Source organism: uncultured Anaerofustis sp. (genome assembly GCF_938029165.1).
Taxonomy (GTDB): Bacteria; Bacillota; Clostridia; order Eubacteriales; family Anaerofustaceae; genus Anaerofustis.
The window spans coordinates 21,835-40,908 of sequence record NZ_CALHFB010000004.1; the positions used below are offsets into that span (position 1 = coordinate 21,835).

The following is a 19,074-nucleotide window of genomic DNA, read 5'->3' on the forward strand; positions in this document are numbered from 1 at the left end:
TTTAATTCAAATTATAAACTTTCGTGGAAAGTTCTTTCTATAACTTCTTTTTGGTGAGCTTTTGACAGTGCGTTAAATCTTACCGCATAACCGGAAACTCTGACCGTTAAGCTTGGATATTTATCAGGGTTTTCATAAGCGTCCATCAATAATTCTTTATTTAGAACATTTACGTTTAAGTGATGAGCACCTTGATTGAAATATCCGCTTAGTAATTTAACCAATGTTTCATTTCTTGACTTTTTATCCTTGCCCAGTGAATCGGGAGTGATGCTGAATGTATTTGAAATACCGTCCTGACATGTATCCCATTTGATTTTTGATACCGAGTTAAGTGAAGCTATCGCTCCTGTGTTATCTCTGCAGTTCATAGGATTGGCTCCCGGTGCAAAAGGTGTTCCCGCTCTTCTTCCGTCAGGAGTGTTACCAGTCTTCTTACCATACATTACGTTTGAAGTGATTGTTAAGATAGATAGAGTATGAACCGCATTTCTGTATGAAGGGTGTTTTCTAAGCTCTTCGATAACTTTTTCTGTTATTTTAACTGCTATTTCATCTACTCTGTCATCGTCATTCCCGTATTTAGGGAAGTCGCCTTCTGTTTTGTAATCTACTATAAGTCCGTTTTCGTCTCTGATTGGAGTTACTTTTGCATATTTGATTGCTGATAATGAATCTGTTGCAACGGATAATCCCGCAACACCGAAAGCAATAAGTCTTTTAACTTCGGAGTCGAGGAATGCCATTTGGCTCTTTTCAAAGTCGTATTTATCATGCATGTAGTGGATTATATTCATTGTATTTACATATAATCCCATGAAGAATTCTATGTATTCCATATATCTCTTCCATGCATCGTCAAAGTCTATAGGACCGTCTCCCACAGGTTCCATTTGAGGTCCCATGCTGTCTCCTGTCCTTTCTTCTTTACCTCCGTTTAGAGAAAGTAAAAGTATCTTTGCAAGGTTACATCTTGCTCCGAAGAACTGTATCTGCTGTCCCATTTGAATAGCTGATACACAGCATGCGATAGAGTAGTCATCACCGCAGTGAGGTCTCATTACATCGTCATTTTCATATTGTATTGAGTCTGTATCTATTGAAACCTGTGCACAGAATTTTTTGAACGGTTCAGGAAGTTTTTCAGACCATAATACAGTCAAGTTAGGTTCAGGTGCGGCTCCGAGGTTATATAGAGTATTTAATATCCTATAAGAGTTCTTTGTTACTCTGTGTCTTCCGTCTTCGCCGACCCCTGCGATACCTTCCGTTATCCACATTGGGTCTCCTCCGAAGAGTTCGTTGTATTCGTTTGTTCTAAGGTGTCTTGCAACTCTTAGTTTTAAAATGAAGTCATCCATGATTTCCTGAATCTGTTCTTCATTGTAGTTTCCTTCGGCCAAATCTCTTTCAGCGTAGATATCAAGGAAAGTAGAAATCCTTCCTATTGACATAGCTGCTCCGTTTTCTTCTTTGATACCTGCAAGGTAAGCAAAGTATGTCCACTGAACCGCTTCTTTGAAATCTTTGGCAGGTTTTGAAATATCATAACCGTATTTTTCTGCCATTTTTTTGATTTCTTTCAATGCGTCTATTTCGTGTGAAATCTCTTCCGCAACTCTTATATTTTCTTCAAGCATTACCGGTCTTGAAGAAACTTCGTCGTGGTCTTTTTTCTTTTCTTCGATAAGTCTGTCTATACCATATAAGGCACATCTTCTGTAGTCTCCGATTATCCTTCCTCTTCCGTAAGCGTCGGGAAGACCTGTCAAATAGCCCAAGTGACGAGCTTTTTTGATATCCGGAGAGTAAGCCTTGAATACGCCGTCATTATGTGTAGTGATATAATTAAACATATCATCTATTTCTTTTGGAAGCTCTGCGCCGTATTCTTTAAGCTCGGATTTTACCATTCTTATCCCTCCGAACGGACAAATACCTCTCTTTAAAGGTTCATCTGTTTGAAGTCCTACTATTATATCTTTTCCTTCTATTATATATCCCGGATCAAAAGCATTTACTCTCATGATCTTAGATGCATCAACTTTTAAAGTACCGCCATTTTTTCTTTCTTCGACTAAGAGTTCTTTAACTCTTTCGTTACATTCCGTGGTCCTTTTTGTAGGTCCTTTAAGAAAACTTTCGTCTCCGTCATATGGGGTATAGTTTATCTTAATAAAATCATCAACGTTGATATTATCATTCCATAAACCTTCTTTAAATCCATCCCATTGTTTAAACATTATATTTCCTCCATATAAATATTTTATATCTATTTTATTTTAATAATAAAATAAAACCGAAAATATTTTCAAAAAAATTTAGCATTTTTCTTGTTCTATCTTCGGTCTAATAATACTCTATTTTAGCATATATAGTCAAATCTTTTTTATATTTTTCTACATATTGGTATAAATTATTTACTCATGATAACGGTAACTTTGCTTGCACGTTGATATTTGTTCTCTTTACCGTCTTTTATATCCTGCTCTGATACAAAAACATCCACCAGATCATATCCTTTTTCGTCCATCTCATTAAGGTAATTTTGCAGTTTGCTCATAAATAAATCTCTTTCAACGATATATTTCATCCTCACTATCCCCCTAAAAATTTAAATTTATTATATATCCCACATACACAATTTAATATAAATATATCACAATAATAAATCCGTGTAAACTTGTAAAATACAAGTTTAATTCATTTTTAATCAATTTTTTATCACTTATTCACAATTGTAACAATTTAATACTGATTTAATTCATTTATTTTTGATTATATTTAGATAGAAGTATTTAACTGAGAGGAGGTGGAGAAATGATTGATTATAATATTTCAAATATGCAGCTGTTTGCAGATGATAAGAAAAAAATCAAAAATCCCATAAATCAAAAAAACAGTAAGGATTTTCAGGGTGAAACTGATAACAAAGAAAATGATAAAAAGAAAGAGGATGTCAAACCTACAAAAGAAAATACCAAAGACGAAAATATAAAAAATAATGAAAAAAATATAGACAGTACAAAAGTTAAAAAGTCTTTGGAAGAAAATGTTGAACAAGAGAAAGACATCGATGAAGAGAGTGAGTATTCATCTAAGGAAAATCCCGAAGTAGTGAGCTTGAAATTTAGGATAAGAGAGCTTGAAGAAGAAAATAACAAGTTAAGTAAAGAAAAATCCGAAATTGAAAAAGGTTATATATTTAAAGAAAATATAGCGAAGTTAAGAGAAAAATATGAGGATTTTAAGAGTCTGGAAAGCAGCATTTTAAAGAAAATCGATACCGAAGTCATAAATATTGACGGCGAAAAGGTTAAGTACTTATATGAAAGCGGATATGACGGTTTGATTGCGGCGTATAACATGTGCAAGTATTCTGTGGAAGAACTTCCGGATATAGAAGATTATATCGAAAAGAATATAGATAAGATAGCACAAAATGAAATGGTAAAGAATGTGGTAATAGAAAACTATCTTAAAGATTTGGATGAAATGAAAATGCCTCTGGTCTTTAAAGATGAAGACGGTTATACATCTTATACCAAAAAGGAAGAACCAAAAAACTTTGCAGACGCAGCAAAATTATTTTTAAAATCCCTTGAATAAATATAAAAGGAGTGTGATTATATGTCAGTTACAACAACTAAAAGTGCAGATCAGGCACTTAAATCTTATTTTTTATCCCCTGTAAGAGCATCTTTGAATGAAGACTCGGGTCCGTTTTTTGCAATGATTACCCGTAACAGCGAAGATGTCGAAGGGGGAAATATCAAAATGGCCCTTCAGTACGGAAGACACGGCGGGATAGGAAACAGAAGCGAAGATGGGCTTCTTCCTACCGCAAATGCAAGAAAATATATACAGGCTACTTGGGAAACAAAGAACCTGTTTGCGGTTTTAAGTATTTCGTCTAAACTTATCAAAGCTTCCAGAACGGATAAAGGGAGCTTTGCAAATATGCTTACCGCACAAATGCAGGATCTGCTTACAGACGCAAAGGATAATATCAGAAGACAGTATTTGTCAGACGGTTCGGGTAAAGTGACATGCATAAAGAAGAATGACAGTACATGGGTATATAAAAAAGGTGAAGCGACCGTAAATGTCGAAAACAGCAAATATTTTTATCCCGGTCAATTTATTGATATAATCGATAACAGTGAAAATAAGGAATTTGCGGATATGGAAGCTTTGGAAATCAAGGATGTAGATTATAAAGCAAATACCATTATATTGAATTTACCTTCCGATTTGACTGTTGAGTCCAATGCATCGGGAACTGTATCAGCGGATTATATCGTCTTTACCGGAAACAAAGATATGGAACTAACGGGTATCGACTCGGTATTCAACAGCCCTAATCTTTACGGTATAGACAGGACCGCAAATTCATGGTTTAACGCAAATAAAATTGCAGCGGAGGAAGCAGACGGTGCTCATCCTTTAACGGAAATGGATATGCAGTACGCTATTGATTTATGTGAAGAACAAATGGGTTCCACTATAGATTATATCCATACTACCTATGGAGGTGCCAGAGCATTCCAAAACCTATACCAGTCTTATAAAAGAAATATCGAATATACGGATATCAAAGGCGGATATAAGACGATGTCTTTTGCGGGTATACCTATTTTTAAAGAAAGATATCTGAAAGAGGGGACAATGGACTTTATTTCAACCAAAGATTTTTCTCTATTCCAATTAGACGATTTTGACTGGATGCAAAAAGACGGAGGTATATTACATCGAGTGGATAATACTCCGGTGTATCAGGCAGTCCTTGAAATGTACTGCGATATAGGATGTGCTAAACCTAAAGGTCAGGCGAGATTATTTGGTTTTGATGAAATGTAATAAAAAAGGAAGATATATATCTTCCTTTTTTTAATATTCTGCATCAATATTTTTAGTATTAATTTTATTTTCATCCGCATATCTTAATGCATAAGAATTATATGGAGCATATATAACTACATTTTTGCTGTCATCAAAAACGGTCTTTCCTATGAAACCTAAATTATATGACGGTGCAATAAATTTAGTGAGTTTAGGACAGTTGCTGAATGCTTTTTTATTTATATTTGTCACTCCTGTACCCAAATTAACCTCTGTAAGGTTAGTACAGTCCGCAAAAGCATAGTCTCTGATGTAATTTACACCTTTGGGCATAGTTACTTTATTTAAGCTTATACAACCTCTGAATACCGATGCTCCAATGGTTTGAATTGAATCGGGAAGGCTAATGTTTTTAAGCATAGTACAATTTTCAAAAGCGTTTGCTTTTATTTCCGTTAAGCTGTCGGATAATTTTACATCGGTTAAACTTTCGCATTCTGCGAATGCATTTTTGCTTATGGTATTTGTTCCCTTTAACGTAACATTTGATAAGCTTACGCTGCCATAAAAAGCTTCACTTCCTATAGTAGATACTTTCTTTGGTATTTCAATACTTTTTAAACTTTTTGTATTATAAAAAGACAAAGCACCTATTTTTTTCAGTTTTTTAGGAAGTGTTATCGTTTCGAGATTTTTATTCCCATAAAAAGCAGAATTTTGTATAGTCGTAGTTTTTTCATTGACAGTATAGCTAGCTAAATCTTTACCGGAAGGATACGCTATTAATGTTTTTTCATCTTTACTATATAATACTCCGTCTATGCTCTTAAAATATTTATTGTTATCAGCTACGGTAAACGATGTAAGATTTAAACAATTTGTAAATGCATTGCTCCCTATTTCCTTAAGGGTTGAGGGAAGTGTAACTGTACTCATTGTACTGTTTAAAAATGCACTCTCTTCTATTTTTTTGCATCCTTCTTCGATAATTACATTTTCTAAATTCAAACAGCTGGAAAATGCATAAGTATTTATTTTTTTACATCCCTTTATTGTTAGATCTTCAAGTTCACTGCAATTATAAAAAGCAAAATCTCCTATCGTTTCTACCGATTTTGGGATCACGATACTTTTTGCAGGTACATTTTTAAATGCTTCATCTTGTATACTTACAACCGGACAGTCTTTTATCTTATCGGGAATAACAAGACTTTTTATACTTTCCTCTGTTGTATTGTATGACATTATATATGCTTTTTTATTTTTTATTCTATACGTATATCCGTTTTCTTTTCCCTGGGTTACGTTCGTTATACTGTCACCGACTTCTCTTGTGGTTTCTTCATCGGTTGTGTCGGGCTTTGCAAAAGTAATTGATGGTATTAATAATAAAGTCATTAGAATAATTGATATTAAAGTGATTTTTTTATTTCTTTTCATTATCTATACTTCCTTTTTATATTCAAATCATTTTACCATATTTATGTAATTATTTAAATATATTATTTCTTAATTTCATTATATTTTCATTTTAAATTATTATTCATATTTAAAATTTAATATTTTTCAAAAAGGTATTGACAAAATATAAATACCATTGTATTATTGTATTAGTTAATTAATACAATAATACAAGAAAGGACGGACAAATATGGAATGGGAATTTAAAAGTGACAGACCTATATATCTGCAATTAGCTTCATATATAGAAAGAGATATACTAAAAGGAAAATACAAGGCATCTGACAAACTTGCATCGGTCAGAGAATTTGCAAGTATAGCAAATGTAAATCCAAATACTGTTCAGAAAGCCTTCAGTGAACTTGAAAAAAACAACATAGTTTTTTCTTCAAGGACCAGCGGAAGATTTGTGACGGAAGACGAAAATGTAATTAAGGAGAGAAGAAAATTGTTAGCCAGAGAATATGTAGATGATTTTTTACTTAAGATGAGAGAGATCGGTTTTAAAGACGAAGATATCATATCTGTAATAAAAGAGGCTGTGGGAGGAAAAACAGATGAGTAATTTGATTGAAATTAAAAACTTATTCAAGGAATACAACGAAATACTTGCTCTAAATAATGTTACTTTAAGTATCCCGAAGGGTAAGATAGTAGGTCTGCTCGGTCCTAACGGGAGCGGTAAGACTACTCTTATAAAGTTAATGAACAAACTTCTTGTTCCTTCCGGGGGAGAGATCATGATAGACGGTATGAAACCGGGGATAGAAACAAAAGAGATAATTTCTTATCTTCCCGACAAAAGCTATTTAAATGAATGGATGAGAGTAGATGAACTAATGGACTTCTTTGAAGACTTTTATAATGATTTCAATAAAAAGAAAGCTTACAAAATGCTTGAAAGTCTTAAAATAAATCCTACCGACAAACTTAAGACCATGTCGAAGGGTACAAAAGAAAAGGTTCAGCTTATTTTGGTAATGAGCAGAGAAGCCAGAGTTTATCTTTTAGACGAACCTATCGGGGGAGTCGATCCCGCAAGCAGAGATTATATATTAAATACCATTATAAATAACTACTCGGAAGATTCTACGGTGATTATTTCAACTCATTTGATTTCCGATATAGAAAAGGTATTGGATGAAGTTATTTTTCTAAAAAACGGACAGGTAGTTTTAAATGGTGACGCAGATAAAATAAGGGAAGAAAAAGGAATGTCTATCGACAATCTATTTAGGGAGGAATTCAGATGTTAAGAAAATTAATGAAATATGAATTTAAAGCGACAAAAAGGTTGATGCTTCCTGCAATTATTGTTTTATTACTTATATCAATATTTAACGGAGTATTCTTCGGGGTTATCGAACCTCATATAAGCGAAAACAATATTTTTATCAATCTTTTCGGCGGTGTAGGAATGACAGCATATATTTTAGGTATCATAGGCATATTTATATTATCGGCTTTACTTGGTATTTTCAGATTTTATAAATCTGATTTATCAAACGAGGGATATTTGACTCATACACTTCCTATAACAGTAGCTAAAGAAATATTGAGCAAAATTATAATAAGCACATTTTGGATTATAGTAACGGGGATAGTAGTATTGTTTTCTATCTTTGTAGTAGTGATGGTTTCGGGCTCTCTTAATATCACGGATATAGACTGGGCTTCTTTCAAAGAAGTGATCAATGCTGTATTTACCAAAGAAGGCGGACTGGTATTTATGGGACTTATATATTTCGTTATCATTATGATACTTGGATGTTCATCAAAGATACTCAATGTATATGCGTCTATGGCAATAGGTTTTTCGGCTAAAAAGAATAAGATATTATGTTCATTCGGAGCATATATGGTCTTATCATTGATTTTAACTGTAATCACGACTATTGTTGGAATGATATTTTCAAATCCTTTGACATCAATGATGAATTCATTAAACAACACTGCGGCGTTCCATTTATTATTCATCGGGATAATCTTATATATATTGATACTTAACGCTGTATATTTCTTTATAACCAAGTATATGATGGAAAACAGACTCAACTTAGAATAATTTGATTATATATTTTTAATTAATATAATAAAAAGGAACTATGATTTTCATAGTTCCTTTTTATTAGAATGACCTATGTTCCGGTTGTTCAAAATCATCCAGCGTAGCCGATTCAACATCCGGTCTTGTTGCAAATATTGCAGATAACATATAGTCCGGATGGTCATATATTCCTAAGGAAAATACGACAATTCTATTATTTATTTTCATTAACTGTTCTTCTGTTAAGCTATTTGTAATATTATAGTATTCATTTAAGTTTTCCGCTTTTAATTCTTTTAAAGTTTTCATAAAATATATATTACTATTTTCATAATGAAAAAGATCTTTGAAATTTTCTATTTTATTAGGGAAATTATATTCATGTCCAAGGTATTCAAGTTTGTCTCCTCCTTGGAAAAATGACTTATTCACTCCATAGCAGCTTAATTTAGTACATGTGGATTCAATATAATAATCCGTATTACTGTCTTTGTATTTATTTATAAGAGCTTGTTGTTTTTTATAAAGAGTATTCATTGAAATTGGTGTTAGTAAAAGTCTCATAACTTTACCTTTAAATGATTTTATTTTTAGTATTCTTAAATTTTTATATAACCATTTATTTCTGATCAAGTTATTTATTCTTCTTAACTGTGTATAATGTTTTTTTCTTTGGTCCTTGTTATTGGAAGTTTTTTCAAGGATTAATATGTTCATCCAAAGTCCAATATGAATATCAGCCGGTACAGTTTTGTTATCTCTGAATATTGAATTATCAAGTCTTATCTTCGGATAAATAAATTTATAGTCTTCTTCGGTTTCTCTAGACTGATAAATATATTTTTTATCCAGCTCGTCCATAACTATTTTTTCAAACTTCTCAAATTCAGGTCTCTTCATTGCAAATGACATATCATTGCGCCAGAATTTCCCATATTCTTCTACACCGTATGATTTTGCTAATGCGTCTTCTCCGACAATATAATATTCAATATTATGTTTTTCACAAATTCGTTTTATCTCGTCGCACATTTCAAGATTTAATTTCTTTACATGTTCCAGTCTTTCATCATTTAATTTCATGACAAGATATTTTTCATAATCTTTTGGTATATCCAAATTATATTCTCTAACAAATCTACCAAAATCTGCTTCAGCCCATTTGTGATGCGAAACTCTCTTTTCAGGCGGGAGCCATTTCATATAACTGTTTCCGAAAAATCTTCTAAGATAAGTATCATATCCTTTCATTACAGGAAACATTTGATCTTCAAACTCAACTAAAACATGTTCTTTTCTTTCTTCTACCGGCATTCCTCCGTAGTTTCCGTTTATAACAGCAGTTTCAAGTATCCAGTCTGTAGGATTGTTTCTGCATGTAGCAACAGCTTTGTCATGCATATTATGAAGTACACTGAAAGGTACAAATTTTAATAATAATTTAATTAATGATTTATATTTTTTTGGAAGTCTCGGTGTTACTCCGAACCATTTAAAAAGCATTAAAACTCTTAAATAATATATTTTAGTAGTTAATTTCTTTCTCTTTTTTTCATCGTTAGGCATGTAGTCATATACGAAGAAGTCTACACAAATAGGGTTATCATAATTATTTTTTACATAAAATCTTGTTCTGAGTTGAGTATCTTTTATCATTAGTTTCGGAGTTGCGCTATGATAAGATTTATCAACATCATATCCCAGCATATAATAAGTATCGGGATCCAACTCTTTTGGTGCAACTTCCATAAATTTTTCATATTGATCTCTCATCATTTCGATATCAATGTCATCATCCCAGGGGATAATGCCTTTATCTCTTATTGCACCAAGACAGGTTCCTCCGGATAAGGAGTATGTTATATCATATTTTTTACATATCCTATCTATTTCTTTGAGTGCATTGAATTGAATAATTTTAAGTCCGTTTAATACTCTGTCTTTATTTGTTTTTATATAATCACTATTATTTATATTACCCATTTTTCTCCTCTAATCTATAAAATAGAAATGTAACATCAGATATACAGATGTTACATTGTATTATTTTTAAATAATTATATTTCTTGTAAATAATCCTCTTCATCCATTTTATTTAACCATTCTTTTGCCATTCTACCCCTGATTACTTCTTTAAAGAAGTTTAAATCTTCTTTTGCGGTAATCTTAATGTTCATAGGATCTCCTTGAACAAATTGTATTTTTTCACCCAAGTTAAATAATAACTGACATGTGGCGCTCGTATCGGTTATACCTTTATCTTTTGCCAATTTATGAGCATCAGTCATTTTTTTATACTGAATGGCTTGTGGTGTTTGGCTTAAGAATATTTTGGCTTTTCCAACGTACTCATAAGGTAATTTATCTTCATCCAGCTTGTAAAGAATAGATGAATTTTCAACTGCGGTTGCTGCAGCACCATATTTTTTTGCACCATTTATAGCCCTTGAAATCAAGTCTTCGCTTACGAGTGCTCTTACTGCGTCTTGAATAATTATAACATCATCATCCTTAGATATAAGCTTTTTTGCTTCATTTATACCTATATTAATTGATTCCTGTCCTGTAGCTCCTCCCGGAACAACTGCTTTTACTTTTTCCAGTCCGACTTTTCCTATTTCTTTATTTAAAAAGTCAATCCAATCTTTATGACAAACTACAACTATTGCATCTACATCTTTACATCTTTCGAAAACTTCCAAAGTATAAACCATAATAGGTTTCTTAAATACTTTTAGAAATTGTTTGGGAGTCTCTTTGCAAACTTCTCCCATTCTTGTACCAATTCCTGCAGCCGGCAAAATTGCAACATTCATTTTCTTTTTTCTCCTAATTTAGTTTTATAGATTTATATTTTTTGTTTTTAAAATCATAATTATTAAATATCCCCTCATAAACATTTAATTTTATTAATAATTACAAAGACTCAAAAACTTTACAAATATTTAATAAATTATATCAATACCATATCTTTTTGTCAAATAATGTCTTTATAAGTATTTGTAAATAATGGTATATAAAAATATAGATCCTATTTACATTATTGTAATAAAAAATGAAATTAATCAACTTTTTATGAAAATTTTCTCAAAATTCTTGAAGTTATCTTTAAGTGATGATATCATTTAGTTTAATAAAAATTTTAGGAGGAGTTTATGGCAGTATTAAAACCATTTAAGGGGATAAGACCCGATGAAAAATATGTAGAAGATGTGTCCTGTCTGCCTTATGATGTAATGAACAGGGATGAAGCAAGGGAAATGGGCAAAAATGAAAAGTCCTTTTTACATATTGTACGCTCCGATATAGATCTAGACGACAGTGTAGATATTCATGATGAAAAAGTATATGAAAAAGCAAGAGAAAACTTCGATAAGTTTTTGCAAAAAGGATACTTGAAACAAGAAGATAAAGAAGTTTACTACATATATAGACAGATCATGGACGGCAGAGTGCAGACAGGTATCTGCGGATGCTGTTCCACATTCGAATACGAACAGGGGATAATCAAGAAACATGAGTTTACAAGACCCGAAAAGGAAGTGGACAGGATAAATAACTTCCTTGCGTGTTCGGCTCATACCGAACCGGTGTTCTTCGCTCACAGACATAATGAAAATGTACATAGTTTCATAGAAGATTTCACCAAGAACAATAAACCGGTATACGACTTTGTTTCCGATGACGGTATAAGCCATATATTATGGGTCGTTGACAATGAAGAAGACGTAGAAAAAGTAAGAGGATATTATAATGATATAGATTACTTATATATAGCGGACGGTCATCACAGAACAGCTTCATCTTACGAAGTGGGTAAGAGACTCAGAGAAAAAGCGGGGGATGATAAAGACAGAGAATATAACTATATATTATCCGTAGTGTTTGACAGCGATGAGCTTTCTATAATGGATTACAACAGAGTAGTAAAAAGTCTTAACGGACTTGATAAAGATGAATTCTTTAGTAAAATGAAAGAAAAATTCGAAATAAGTGAACCGAGTGATGAAATAATAAAACCAAGTAAGAAGCATGACTTTTCAATGTACGTAGAGGGTAAGTGGTATCTTATTACCGCTAAAAAAGGTACTTTTGATGAAAGTAATCCTGTCAAGAGCCTTGATGCGGATATACTTCAGGAAAATCTTTTAGGTCCAATTCTTGGTATAGATGACCCAAGGACCAATGATAATATTGAATTTGTCGGAGGGATAAGAGGTTTGAAAGAATTACAGGAAAGAGCGGATAAATTCGGGGGAGCAGCTTTTGCCGTTTATCCGGTAACTATGGATGATTTATTCGGAGTTGCTGACGCAAATATGGTAATGCCTCCAAAGTCAACATGGTTCGAGCCAAAATTAAGAAGCGGTTTATTTATACATAAAATATAAAATACAATAATAGTAATAATAGTAGAAAAAGGAGATAAAATTAAATGGGCAGAGTATATAACTTTTCAGCAGGTCCGGCGGTATTACCGGAAGAAGTATTAAAAGAAGCAGCGGCAGAAATGCTTGATTATAACGGAAGCGGTATGTCTGTAATGGAAATGAGCCACCGTTCAAAATGGTTCGATGAAATCATCAAGACAGCAGAACAGGATTTAAGAGATTTAATGAACATTCCCGATAATTATAAGGTATTGTTTTTACAAGGCGGTGCAAGTCAGCAATTTGCAATGATACCTATGAACCTTATGAAAAATGGGGTAGCCGATTACATAATAACCGGACAGTGGGCTAAAAAAGCTTTTAACGAAGCTAAAAAATACGGTAATGCAAAAGCAGTCGCTTCAAGCGAAGATAAGACTTATTCATATATCCCTGATGTTAGTGATTTGGATATTGACGATGATGCGGACTATGTATACATATGTGAAAACAATACTATCTACGGAACAAAATATCATACACTTCCAAATACAAAAGGAAAAACATTGGTTTCCGATGTATCTTCATGTTTCTTATCTGAACCTGTAGACGTTGAAAAATATGGCATTATCTACGGAGGGGTACAAAAGAATATCGGTCCCGCTGGTGTTGTTATAGTAATAATCAGAGAAGACCTTATTCCGTCAGATGAAGAAATTGATGAAAAAGTCCCTACAATGCTTAGATATAAAACTCATTCTGATAATGACTCTTTATTTAACACTCCTCCCGCATATGGAATTTATATCTGCGGAAAAGTATTCAAGTGGCTTAAAGGTAAAGGCGGCTTAGAGGCAATGAAAGAACACAATGAAAAGAAAGCTAAGATACTTTACGATTATTTGGATGAAAGCAATATGTTTAAGGGTACGGTTGTAAAAGAAGACCGTTCTCTTATGAATGTTCCTTTCGTTACTGGAGATAAAGATTTAGACGCTAAATTTGTAGCCGAAGCTGCAAAAGCAGGATTTGTCAACTTAAAAGGACATAGGACCGTCGGAGGAATGCGAGCTTCCATTTATAACGCTATGCCGATAGAAGGCGTTGAAAAATTAGTGGAATTCATGAAAAAATTTGAAAAAGAGAATGCTTAAAAATAGTTTTGTTATATATTGTAAGCTTTTTTCATAATGTAAAAACGAAAAAAAGCGGGCATTTGTAACAGATTATCAAAAATAAAATGAAACAACGATAAATTTATAAAAAAGTTGTTTCATTTTTTCATTTAAATTATTGATTTTACTGATTAATTTATATATAATACTGATAAAGTTCAATTTATGCTCGAATATTGGGGCTAATTTAAACTTGCTACGTAATGAGGTCTGAAAATAAAATAAATCAAGACTTCAAAAAAATAAAATAATTATAATATTAGGAGGAATTTTATTATGGCAGTAAAAGTAGCTATTAACGGATTTGGTAGAATTGGGAGGTTAGCATTCAGACAAATGTTTGGTGCAGAAGGCTATGAAGTAGTTGCAATCAATGACCTTACATCTCCGGACATGTTAGCACATTTATTAAAATATGACTCATCACAAGGAACATACGCTCTTGCTGATAAAGTTTCAGCTACAGATGATTCAATCATCATCGACGGCAAAGAAATTAAAATCTATGCTGAAGCTGACGCTGCAAAACTTCCATGGGGAGAAATCGGTGTAGACGTAGTATTAGAATGTACAGGTTTCTATACATCTAAAGCTAAAGCAGAAGCTCACGTTAAAGCAGGTGCTAGAAAAGTTGTTATCTCTGCTCCAGCAGGTAATGACCTTCCAACAATCGTTTATAACGTAAACGAAAAAACATTAACACCTGAAGATACAGTTATCTCTGCAGCTTCTTGTACAACAAACTGTTTAGCTCCAATGGCTAAAGCTCTTAACGACTTAGCTCCAATCCAATCTGGTATCATGAGCACAATTCATGCTTACACAGGCGACCAAATGACTCTTGACGGACCACAAAGAAAAGGTGACTTCAGAAGAGCAAGAGCAGCTGCAGTTAACATCGTTCCTAACTCAACAGGTGCTGCAAAAGCTATCGGTCTTGTTATCCCTGAACTTAACGGTAAATTAATAGGTTCTGCACAAAGAGTTCCAACACCAACAGGTTCTACAACAATCTTAGTAGCTGTTGTTAAAGGTAACGTAACAGTTGAACAAATCAACGAAGCTATGAAGAACGCTCAAACTGAATCATTCGGTTACACAGAAGAAGAATTAGTATCAAGCGATATCGTAGGTATGAGATATGGTTCATTATTCGACGCTACACAAACAATGGTATCTCCAATGGAAAACGGTGATACACAAGTTCAAGTAGTATCTTGGTATGATAATGAAAATTCTTACACAAGCCAAATGGTAAGAACAATCAAATACTTCTCAGAATTAGCTTAATCAACTTAAAGTACAATTTACAAAGATCCAAAATGGGTCCGGGATCGTTACTGGCCCGGACCTTTTTATTTACAAAATTTTGAAAGGAGCATATTAGATGCTAAATAAAAAATCAGTAGATGATATAAATGTCAAAGGAAAAAAAGTATTAATAAGATGTGACTTCAATGTACCTTTAAAGGACGGAGAAATCACAGATGAAAACAGAATAAACGCTGCTCTTCCTACAATCGAAAAGGTTATGAAAGACGGCGGTAAAGTTATTTTATGTTCTCATCTCGGTAAACCAAAGGGAGAAGCTAAGCCTGAATTATCACTTGCACCTGTTGCAAAAAGATTATCTGAAAAATTAGGTAAAGAAGTTGTTTTTGCGGCTGATGATAACGTAGTAGGGGAAAATGCAAAAAAAGCAGTTGCTGACATGAAAGAAGGAGATGTAGTACTTCTTCAAAACACACGTTACAGAGCGGAAGAAACTAAAAACGGAGAAGCATTAAGCAAAGACTTAGCTTCATTATGCGATATTTTTGTTAACGACGCTTTCGGTACAGCTCACAGAGCTCACTGTTCTAACGTTGGTGTTACAGAATATGTTGACACAGCCGTTGTAGGTTATTTAATGCAAAAAGAAATCGACTTTTTAGGTAATGCGGTAAATAATCCAGAAAGACCTTTCGTAGCAATCCTCGGAGGAGCTAAAGTTGCGGATAAATTAAACGTTATCGCTAACCTTCTTGAAAAATGTGATACTTTGATCATCGGCGGAGGAATGGCTTATACATTCCTAAAAGCTAAAGGATACGAAATCGGTACTTCTTTGGTAGATGATGAAAAATTAGATTACTGTAAAGAAATGATGGAAAAAGCCGAAAAGCTTGGTAAAAAACTTTTACTTCCTATAGATACTACGATCACAAAGGATTTCCCAAATCCAATCGATGCCGAAATCGAAATCAAAGTAGTGCCTTCAAATGAAATCCCTGCTGATATGATGGGACTTGATATCGGTACCGAAACTGCAAAATTATTCGCTGACGCAGTAAAATCAGCTAAGACAGTAGTTTGGAACGGACCTATGGGTGTATTTGAAAATCCTATCCTTGCAAAAGGTACTATTTCTGTAGCAGAAGCATTAGCTGAAACAGACGCTACAACGATAATCGGGGGCGGAGATTCAGCAGCAGCCGTTAACCAACTTGGTTTCGGAGATAAGATGACTCATATCTCTACAGGCGGCGGTGCCAGCCTTGAGTTCCTTGAAGGAAAAGACCTTCCGGGCGTTGTTGCAGCAAACGATAAATAAACATTACAGATAAGTAAAAGGAGAGTATAAATGGCAAGAACAAAAGTAATAGCCGGCAACTGGAAAATGAATAAAACAGCTGCTGAAGCAAAAGAGTTTTTTAATGAATTTTTAGATAAAATCAATGTGGCAGACCCTGAAGTGGTTATCTGCCCGACTTATATGACTATCCCTGCGGCTGTGGAAGCAGCAAAAGGTTCAAACGTTGGTATCGGTGCACAAAATATGTACTTCGAAGAAAGCGGTGCTTACACAGGAGAAGTAACAGCCGATATGATTATCGAAGCAGGCTGTAAATACGTTATTATCGGTCACAGCGAAAGAAGACAATACTTCAACGAAACAGATGAAGGCGTAAACTTAAAGACTAAAAAAGCTTTGGAAAAAGGCTTGATACCAATCCCTTGTGTCGGAGAAACTTTAGAAGAAAGAGAAAGCGGAAAAGCTTTTGATGTATTAAAAGAACAAACTACTAAAATGCTTGAAGGTATCTCTAAAGAAGACGCTAAGAAAATCATCCTTGCATACGAACCTGTATGGGCTATCGGAACAGGCAAAACAGCTACCGATGAACAAGCAAACGAAGCATGCGGATATATCAGAAAACTTGTTAAAGAACTTCTCGGTGAAGAAGTTGCCGATGCAATGAGAATTCTTTACGGCGGAAGTGTTAATGCGGGTAATGTGAAAGCATTGATGTCAATGAGCGATATCGACGGAGCTTTAGTCGGCGGAGCAAGCTTAAAAGCTGATTTTGTTACTTTAGTTAATTATAAAGAAGCTTAATAGGTGGAACATGAATAAAGTATTATTAATGATATTAGACGGCTATGGCTATTCTGAGAGTCATGAAGGTAATGCAGTATATAGTGCTTCAACACCAAACTTGGATAGGATATGGAAAGATAACTCTCACTTATTCCTTAACTGCAGCGGTTTAAGCGTTGGTTTACCCGAAGGACAAATGGGTAACAGTGAAGTAGGACATTTAAACCTTGGTGCGGGAAGAGTCGTATATCAGGAACTTACAAGGATCACAAAATCAATTCAGGACGGAGATTTCTTTACTAATGAAGAATTCTTAAAAGCTGTAGAAAATGTTAAGAAGAATAACTCGGCTCTTCATTTGATGGGTCTTGTATCTGACGGCGGAGTTCATTCATCTAACGAACATTTATATGCTTTGCTTGAAATGGCTAAAAAACAAGGAATTAAAGATGTATATATCCACTGCTATATGGATGGTAGAGATACTCCTCCTATGAGCGGAAAAGGATATATCGAAGAACTTGAAGAAAAAATCAAGCAAATCGGTGTAGGTAAAATCGCTACTGTATCGGGAAGATACTATGCAATGGACAGAGATACCAGATGGGAAAGAACAAAAAAAGCATATGACGCTTTGGTTTACGGTATCGGAGAAAAAGCAGACAGTGCGGCTGATGCTATGCAGGTTTCTTATGACGCCGATACTACAGACGAATTCGTACTTCCTACGATAGTTGGTGAGGGCGCTAAAATTTCTAAGAATGACAGCGTTATCTTCTTCAACTTCAGACCCGACAGAGCAAGACAAATAACAAGAGCTTTGGTAGAAGCTGATTTTGACGGATTTGAAAGGGAAGAAGACTTGAATTTGACATTTGTTACATTTACAAATTATGATGCAAGCTTTAAGAATGTACTAATCGCATTCAAACCTCAAGTCATTACAAACACATTAGGTGAATATTTAAGCGATAACGGATATACTCAGCTAAGGATCGCCGAAACCGAAAAATATGCTCATGTAACATATTTCTTCAACGGCGGTATCGAAAAAGAATACAAAGGGGAAGACAGGATACTTGTTCCGTCTCCTAAAGTAGCTACTTACGATTTAAAACCTGAAATGAGTGCTTATGAAGTAAAGGACAAGCTGGTTGAAGCAATCAACGATAAAGATTACGACTTTATTGCTGTCAATTTTGCTAACTGTGATATGGTCGGTCATACAGGCGTATTTGAAGCCGCTAAGGCTGCCGTTGAAGCAGTCGATGAATGTGTAGGCGAAGTTGAAAGTGCTGCATTGAAAAATGACTACAGCATTATAATCACAGCTGACCACGGTAATGCGGAACTTATGTCTGAAGACGGAAAACCATTTACAGCTCATACGACTAATAAAGTAAAATGTATAGTTGAAAGCAAACTAATCAAAGGTGTAGTTGAAGAAGCAGCTTTATGCGATGTTTCTCCTACAGTACTTGATTTGATGGGCATAAAACAACCGGAAGATATGACAGGTAAGTCATTTGTATTAAAATAGTTCTAAAAAAGAATTATCTTATTATCTAAGGTTTAAGCCTTATTAAAAGAATCTAAAAGTCACGATAGGTCATATCGCGGCGTAATATAAAAAAGCTCCCAAAAAGGGAGCTTTTTTAATAGTTTATTATTTTCAAGGTTAGAAAAATTTAATGAAATAAGATGATTTTATATTTGACCTTCTTTATGACGGTAATGAATAACAATTAAAAATAAATATCTATTTATTAGGATATTTTAATTAAAATCCTTTAAATCAGACAACCTCATTCATTTTCG

The 19,074-nt window shown here is 33.8% G+C and carries 16 protein-coding genes; 11 read left to right on the forward strand and 5 right to left on the reverse strand.

Annotated features, from left to right (window positions below; translation table 11 throughout):
• Nucleotides 1-11 precede the first annotated feature (11 nt).
• Together pflB and Q0516_RS00970 are read right to left on the reverse strand one after the other, a co-directional pair.
• Nucleotides 12-2,243 (reverse strand): formate C-acetyltransferase, encoded by a 2,232-nt coding sequence (gene pflB / locus Q0516_RS00965; protein WP_294467913.1) that lies wholly within the window; start codon nt 2,241-2,243, stop codon nt 12-14.
• A gap of 173 nt (nt 2,244-2,416) precedes the next feature.
• On the reverse strand, nt 2,417-2,593 hold the full coding sequence (locus tag Q0516_RS00970; RefSeq protein ID WP_007049347.1) for a hypothetical protein: 177 nt from the start codon (nt 2,591-2,593) through the stop codon (nt 2,417-2,419).
• Nucleotides 2,594-2,820: 227 nt separating this feature from the next.
• On the opposite strand from Q0516_RS00970, the gene Q0516_RS00975 reads away from it, so the two are divergent.
• Both Q0516_RS00975 and Q0516_RS00980 read left to right on the forward strand, forming a co-directional pair.
• Nucleotides 2,821-3,609 (forward strand): hypothetical protein, encoded by a 789-nt coding sequence (locus Q0516_RS00975; protein WP_294467918.1) that lies wholly within the window; start codon nt 2,821-2,823, stop codon nt 3,607-3,609.
• A 21-nt stretch (nt 3,610-3,630) separates the two neighbouring features.
• Nucleotides 3,631-4,860 carry a phage major capsid protein gene (locus tag Q0516_RS00980; protein ID WP_294467920.1) on the forward strand — a complete coding sequence of 410 codons (1,230 nt, stop codon included), beginning with the start codon at nt 3,631-3,633 and terminating at the stop codon, nt 4,858-4,860.
• A gap of 30 nt (nt 4,861-4,890) precedes the next feature.
• On the opposite strand, the gene Q0516_RS00985 is transcribed toward Q0516_RS00980, so the two are convergent.
• Nucleotides 4,891-6,282, reverse strand: a complete 1,392-nt coding sequence (locus Q0516_RS00985) for a leucine-rich repeat domain-containing protein (protein ID WP_294467923.1) — start codon at nt 6,280-6,282, stop codon at nt 4,891-4,893.
• 211 nt (nt 6,283-6,493) lie between these two features.
• Here Q0516_RS00985 and Q0516_RS00990 point away from each other — a divergent pair, with 211 nt between their 5' ends.
• From Q0516_RS00990 to Q0516_RS01000, 3 genes are read left to right on the forward strand one after another with little or no spacing between them, the layout of a single operon-like run.
• Entirely contained in the window at nt 6,494-6,868 is a 375-nt protein-coding gene (locus Q0516_RS00990; RefSeq protein ID WP_294467926.1) for a GntR family transcriptional regulator, read from the forward strand.
• Nucleotides 6,861-7,559, forward strand: a complete 699-nt coding sequence (locus tag Q0516_RS00995; protein ID WP_257480986.1) for an ABC transporter ATP-binding protein — start codon at nt 6,861-6,863, stop codon at nt 7,557-7,559. The genes Q0516_RS00990 and Q0516_RS00995 overlap by 8 nt, the downstream gene beginning before the upstream one ends.
• Entirely contained in the window at nt 7,553-8,368 is an 816-nt protein-coding gene (locus tag Q0516_RS01000) for a hypothetical protein (protein ID WP_294467929.1), read from the forward strand. Before Q0516_RS00995 ends, Q0516_RS01000 begins: the two co-directional genes overlap by 7 nt.
• A 63-nt stretch (nt 8,369-8,431) precedes the next feature.
• On the opposite strand, the gene Q0516_RS01005 is transcribed toward Q0516_RS01000, so the two are convergent.
• A complete protein-coding gene (locus Q0516_RS01005; protein WP_294467931.1) occupies nt 8,432-10,333 on the reverse strand; it encodes a LicD family protein in 1,902 nt (633 codons plus the stop codon).
• A gap of 74 nt (nt 10,334-10,407) precedes the next feature.
• Nucleotides 10,408-11,166, reverse strand: coding sequence for an IspD/TarI family cytidylyltransferase (locus Q0516_RS01010; protein WP_294467932.1), 759 nt, complete (start codon nt 11,164-11,166; stop codon nt 10,408-10,410).
• A gap of 339 nt (nt 11,167-11,505) precedes the next feature.
• On the opposite strand from Q0516_RS01010, the gene Q0516_RS01015 reads away from it, so the two are divergent.
• From Q0516_RS01015 to gpmI, 6 genes are all read left to right on the forward strand, one after another.
• Complete coding sequence (locus tag Q0516_RS01015) at nt 11,506-12,741, forward strand: DUF1015 family protein (RefSeq protein WP_294467934.1); 1,236 nt, start codon at nt 11,506-11,508, stop codon at nt 12,739-12,741.
• Nucleotides 12,742-12,785: 44 nt separating this feature from the next.
• Nucleotides 12,786-13,874, forward strand: coding sequence for a 3-phosphoserine/phosphohydroxythreonine transaminase (gene serC / locus Q0516_RS01020; RefSeq protein ID WP_294467936.1), 1,089 nt, complete (start codon nt 12,786-12,788; stop codon nt 13,872-13,874).
• A gap of 297 nt (nt 13,875-14,171) precedes the next feature.
• Complete coding sequence (gene gap, locus Q0516_RS01025) at nt 14,172-15,185, forward strand: type I glyceraldehyde-3-phosphate dehydrogenase (RefSeq protein ID WP_257480990.1); 1,014 nt, start codon at nt 14,172-14,174, stop codon at nt 15,183-15,185.
• Nucleotides 15,186-15,282: 97 nt separating this feature from the next.
• Complete coding sequence (locus Q0516_RS01030) at nt 15,283-16,488, forward strand: phosphoglycerate kinase (protein WP_117532061.1); 1,206 nt, start codon at nt 15,283-15,285, stop codon at nt 16,486-16,488.
• A gap of 30 nt (nt 16,489-16,518) precedes the next feature.
• Complete coding sequence (gene tpiA / locus Q0516_RS01035) at nt 16,519-17,274, forward strand: triose-phosphate isomerase (RefSeq protein WP_294467947.1); 756 nt, start codon at nt 16,519-16,521, stop codon at nt 17,272-17,274.
• Nucleotides 17,275-17,284: 10 nt separating this feature from the next.
• Nucleotides 17,285-18,796, forward strand: coding sequence for a 2,3-bisphosphoglycerate-independent phosphoglycerate mutase (gpmI, locus tag Q0516_RS01040; protein ID WP_294467950.1), 1,512 nt, complete (start codon nt 17,285-17,287; stop codon nt 18,794-18,796).
• Nucleotides 18,797-19,074: the final 278 nt, after the last annotated feature.